The sequence below is a fragment of the Paenibacillus sp. VTT E-133280 genome (assembly GCF_002264385.1).
Classification (GTDB): Bacteria; Bacillota; Bacilli; order Paenibacillales; family Paenibacillaceae; genus Paenibacillus_AQ; species Paenibacillus_AQ nitricinens.
In genome coordinates this window covers 1-5,555 of sequence record NZ_NFUX01000135.1, presented here as the reverse complement: position 1 = coordinate 5,555, position 5,555 = coordinate 1, and the positions used below count along the sequence as shown (strand labels likewise).

Below are 5,555 nucleotides of genomic sequence, written 5' to 3'. Positions count from 1 at the left end.
CCCCTTCGTCATCCCGGTCAGATACCCGAAGGTGGTCAGCCAGTGCCATCCAGTCAAAACCATTTTGTTCAAATGCAGCATCGAGGATACTCTTCAGTGACTCCTGAGCATCATTCGATTCAAAAGTATGTGCGTGATATTCACCTGTCATCCACTTGCCTGAATGTTCAGAAGCTGTTGTCGTGAACTCAGGCGTTGATTGAGCAGAAGCACTGTATGCTGCCTGCGTTAGGTTAGGGCTCAACAATAATACGGCAAGCGAACTAGTTAAAAATACGCGAACTTTTCTCTTTTTCAAAACGATTTAACCCTCCGATGACTTTTTAATTTTCTATTATTCTATATTTAGAATAGTAGAAGATTGTAAAGACATGTCGGAAGTTGTTACATGTTTGTGTAAACCTTATTTTATTCGAACTGGCAGGCTTACCGTGAACGCCGTTCCTTCCCCAGGACGACTAGCTACAGTTACCCTTCCTTCATGCAGCTCAACGATTTTTTTAACCAATGATAGACCCAGTCCGCTGCCGCCACCGCTTGCAGTTCTAGCTTTGTCCGCCTTATAAAAACGCTCGAAGATCCGAGGCAAATCTTCCTCCGAGATACCAATCCCGCTATCTTGAATCTCTACCTCTACCCGTTCATCCACCATACGAAGCCTAATATGAATACAACCGCTCTGTGGAGTAAATTTGATACTGTTATGCAGGAGATTGGTCCAAACCTGCCTCATCAAATCTTTAACCGCATTGATGTTTACTTCTTCCAATTCGGCCTCTACCTCTATATTTTTCTCCAGCCATTGGGGCTCGGAAGCCAGAATGGTATCACGAAGCTGCTTATCCAGACGGTAAACCTGATTTTCAAACGGGAAATTACCCGATTCAAGCGCGGACAGCTTCAATAAATTATCACTGAGCCCAGATACACGGGTACTCTCAGCCACAATAATATTAAGATAATGCCTTCTACTCTCCACACTTACAGTCTCATCCTGAAGTGCAAGAGCAAACCCCCGAATCGAGGTTAGCGGAGACTGGATTTCATGCGATACATTGGAGATAAAATCCTGACGCATAGTCTCCATCTGGCTCAGCTCGCTGGCCATTACGTTGATACTCTCTACAATTTCACCGAATTCCCTGTAGTCCTTTTTATTATCCAGTACCACATCGAAATCACCCTTAGCAATACGCCCTAAACCTTCGATGATCGAGTTATAGAAAACACGTTCCCAGCCCCGAAAAAACTTTGAGGTTAATAATGCCATCAGGAACAAGATTACAATACCGACCATCACACTGATTAATTGAACAACATACTCCGAGGAGGGACGCCCAACCCTGCTATATATCCAGTTCATCAGGAAATAAGCTGCACTCCAGCTAATCCCAACGCCACCAAAATACACAAAAGTCATCCCAATCCGCTTAAGGATCTCCTTAAACTGATTCATACTCAGCCTCCAGCCGATACCCTAGTCCGCGGATCGTACGAATAACGAAACCATAGTTATCCTGATTGAACCGTTCACGCAAACGATTGATATGCACATCGAGCGTCCGCTCATTCCCTTCAAAATCATAACCCCAAATTTCTTCGATCAGCCTGTCTCTTGTCAATGTTTGCCCCGGATAGCTGCCCAGCTTAAACAACAGCTCAAATTCCTTAAGCGGCAAGGTGATTTCCCCATACTCTGAGGAGACCTCGTAGGTTTTACGATTCATACGCAATCGGCCTACGGTCACACTTTGCGCGGCCGAAATCTGATATCGTTTAAGCAGCGCCTTTACTCTCGCAATAAGTACAACCGGCTCAAATGGCTTGACCAGATAATCATCACTACCCAGCTCAAAGCCTTTTACAATTTGTGAGGTTTCCCCTTTGGCTGTCAGCATTAAAATCGGGAAATCATAGTTGTGGCGCATCCGCCGGCATAGCTCCCAGCCGTCCATGTTGGGCATCATTACATCAATAATAGCTAAATCTATGTTATTACCTTCCAGAATCTGAAGAGCCTCCAGTCCATCGGATGCTCCATAGATCTCATCCATTCCTTCAGCTCTCAGAAATACTTCTACCAATTCGCGGATGTGCGGATCGTCGTCCACTACTAGTATTTTTGTCATACAGCACTGGAGCCTCCTCTTTAATGTCCTGAATCTCGGGGTTATTCATCTGTAGCTGCTGGGTGGCAAATTCACGATATAATTCATGGTTTTCCAGTAGCTCCTCATGACTTCCCATTCCGGTAATTTGACCCTTTTCCATAAAAATAATCTGCTCTGCATTTACAACTGTAGCCAAACGGTGCGCTATTACAATCGTAGTCCGACCCTCCATCAAATTGGACAGTGCCTTCTGCACCACGGCTTCCGATTGGCTATCCAGACTGGAAGTGGCTTCATCAAGCATAAGAATCTTCGGGTTCCGCAGCAGTGCTCTAGCAATAGCAATCCGTTGCCGCTGTCCACCAGACAGCTTCACGCCTCTTTCGCCGACATCCGTATTATAGCCTTCAGGAAGTGCATCAATAAAGCCATCTGCATAAGCCATTGCTGCTGCTGCGTGCATCTCCTCCCTGCTAACGTCACGATCCAATCCGTAGGTTAAATTCTCAGCAATCGTACCTGAAAGCAGTGGACTTTCCTGCGAGACATACCCTATAAGCTTCCGCCACGAACGCAGTGAGAATGTAGATACTGGCTTGTCACCCAGCTTAATCAGGCCTGACTGAGGCTCGTAAAAACGTTCTAGCAAGGAGAACAACGTGGTCTTACCGCCTCCACTCGGTCCGACAATAGCCGTCACCTGACCAGGAAGCATCTGGAAACTTACATCATTCAATACCTTCTCACCATTTTTATATCCAAAGCTTAATCCCTCTACTGAGATCGGACCTTCTTCGCCATTTGCCTCTTCCTGTCCTTCATATACTTCCTCTTCTGCTGCCAAGGTCTCAATAATACGCTCAGAGGCACCCTTAGCTTTCTGAATCTGTGTGAAGAACGTAGTCAGTTGAGTAAGTGGCATAATAATCTGAATAAGATAAAGAATAAAGGCGACTAGTTCTCCAGCCGTCAAGACGCCGGAAGATACCTGCATCCCACCATAACCGATAATGACCACAAGCAGCATCATAAAAACAAAGGAGACAAGTGGACTGATCATCGCGCTAATCTTGCCTTCACGAATACCAAAAGAAAGCAGGTTCATAATTCCAGCCTTGCCTGCCTCGTACTCTTTTTTCTCTGCGCCTGAGGATTTGACCAGACGGATCTCAGATAAAACACCACTAAGTGTAGCAGTAAAAGAAGCTGTCTCGTCCTGCATACCCTTCGAGATTTTGTACATCTGCCGCCCAAGTGGTACTAGTATCAGCGCAGAAAGTGGAAGAACAGTGAATAGAACAAGTGTCATTTTCCAATTTAAAAATAGTAGAACTGAGATCGAACCTACAATGGAAATCACTCCGGTAAATAAGCTGGCTAGATGTTCAGAAATTAGCGTTTTGATAATCCCTGTATCATTCGTCATGCGGCTGACACTTTCTCCCGTTCGGTTGTCATTATAATAAGCCACAGGCAGAACTAGAAATTTACGCCACAGTCGGTCCCGCAGACCTGCAACCATCTTCTGACCTGCATAATTGAGCAGATAGATAGAGATCCCTCCCGCAATGGTCTGCGCAATAAATGCAGCTGCTATACCCGCAATTTGCAGCTTGCTCACGGAGGCCAGAGAAAAGCCATCCACCAAGTTCTTAGTGAACATCGGGATGACCAGACTGACCAATGTCGATATCATGCTTAACGCAATGGCTATAGCCAATAAGCCGTATGAAGGCTTGGTTTCTCTTAATAGCGTCAAGAACGGCTTCAGCGCCATCTTTCGCTTGGATTCGGATTTCTTCATGACAATGACTCCCCTTTTCTTAATAGCTCTACGAAAAAAGCATAGTAATATCTTTCTCGCCTTACACCCATCCTATCTGCAGATTGTAAACTGAAGTTAAACGCGCCGATCAGACAATAATGCCTTGTCAGTTCTCATTCTGCGGGAATAGTCACAGGCCAAAATAACGCCCGTTACACTTAGCGTTTGTACCTTCTACGCACGCATTCACGCATTTTTTGTCGCTTAGCGTCTCAAACATAAATAAAACCCAAAATAATGAAAAAAAGTAAAAAAGGGTGTTTGTATCCCTTTTCAACACGTGTTACAGTGATAGAAGGGCCTACTATTGGCCACTCTACTCCATGCAAGATATTTAGTGAGAAAGGAGTGAACCATTTGCGAAAAGGCGTTATTCCATCTTCTATCACGTCTTTAAAATGGTTCAATTTTTTTGTATATGGAACCATGGTCCTCTTCACCAGCTTCTTTCAACTATACCTGCTGGATGTAGGGATGAACAAATTAGAGATTGGTGTCTTATTCTCTATGGGAGCGCTAGTATCCATATTTGCAAATCCATTTTGGGCGTTCTTAACAGACCGTTCTCAGAATATACGGCGTATCGTTTTGCTAATGTTATTCGGAACGTTAGTGTGCTCACAGTTTATGTTTCGAGCAAATACATATGAAACGATCTACAACGCCATTATTTTGTTCTATTTCTTCCAAGGACCACTATTTGCTCAAAGCAACACGATGATTCTCAGCTATATTGATGGAACTAATCAGCGCTTCCGTTCTTTCCGGCTTTGGGGTTCAATAGGGTGGGCACTGATTGCGATTGTCGCCGGCTTTATCCTGGATTGGGCTGATGTATCCATCTTGACCTATCTGCTTACAGCGTTACTAGGTGCATCAATCCTTTCCGTTCTTGTATTACCTAAAATAAACCATACCATTATGAGAGCTCCGATGCCGTATAAGGGCTTAGGTAAGTTGATTTTCAATCCTTTTTTCTTGTGTTTTTTAGTGTTTGGTATTCTGGTATCCATACCAAACACTATGAACACTACATTTATATCCTTGTATATTACGGATCTGGGCGGTTCTAAAAAAATGATTGGTCTTGCCGTATTCCTCTCCTCCATTTTGGAGGTAGGCGTATTCGTTCTCTGTGATCGGTTCCTGAAACGTAAAATTTCTGTTCTGCTCGGCTGGCTTGCATTGGTCAGTGGTTTGTTCGTTCTGCGTTGGTGGTTTATGGCTGATGCGACTACTGCCCTTCAAGTGGTGTTCATTCAAATTTTACACTGCATAACGTTCGGCGGCTTTTTCTATGTAGGCACCCAATTGACGATGCTCCTGATTCCACGTCCTTATCGCTCTTCCGGACAAGCACTCTACACCCTAAGCTGGAGTGGGATATCCGGTTTCATTGGAGGTATTCTCGGAGGTTGGATGTATCAGTATCTGGGTGCACAAAGCATGTATCAGACAGGTGTATTCTTGACGCTTATTGGAACGCTTGGTTTTGGTTTCATGTGGCTCTTTGTTAGCCGCGGCGGGTATCGTCCCCCTTCAGAGGAAGATGAAGAGATCTTCGACATTGAAGCATTATAATCAAGTATAAACGCCTTCGGCGTCCTTATAAGGACGGT

General features: G+C 44.6%; 4 protein-coding genes and 1 pseudogene. 1 reads left to right on the top strand and 4 read right to left on the bottom strand.

The genetic code is table 11. The features are described from left to right. From CA600_RS30250 to CA600_RS30235, 4 genes and pseudogenes are all read right to left on the bottom strand, one after another. A pseudogene (locus tag CA600_RS30250) lies at window positions 1–298 on the bottom strand (hypothetical protein); the annotation flags it as partial. Window positions 299–403: 105 nt separating this feature from the next. After that, entirely contained in the window at window positions 404–1,456 is a 1,053-nt protein-coding gene (locus tag CA600_RS30245) for a HAMP domain-containing sensor histidine kinase (RefSeq protein WP_094874786.1), read from the bottom strand. After that, window positions 1,443–2,129 (bottom strand): response regulator transcription factor, encoded by a 687-nt coding sequence (locus CA600_RS30240; protein WP_094874785.1) that lies wholly within the window; start codon window positions 2,127–2,129, stop codon window positions 1,443–1,445. Before CA600_RS30240 ends, CA600_RS30245 begins: the two co-directional genes overlap by 14 nt. Beyond that, window positions 2,059–3,915 carry an ABC transporter ATP-binding protein gene (locus CA600_RS30235; protein ID WP_094874784.1) on the bottom strand — a complete coding sequence of 619 codons (1,857 nt, stop codon included), beginning with the start codon at window positions 3,913–3,915 and terminating at the stop codon, window positions 2,059–2,061. Before CA600_RS30235 ends, CA600_RS30240 begins: the two co-directional genes overlap by 71 nt. 369 nt (window positions 3,916–4,284) lie before the next feature. Here CA600_RS30235 and CA600_RS30230 point away from each other — a divergent pair, with 369 nt between their 5' ends. Further along, window positions 4,285–5,517 carry an MFS transporter gene (locus CA600_RS30230; protein ID WP_373455852.1) on the top strand — a complete coding sequence of 411 codons (1,233 nt, stop codon included), beginning with the start codon at window positions 4,285–4,287 and terminating at the stop codon, window positions 5,515–5,517. Window positions 5,518–5,555 lie beyond the last annotated feature (38 nt).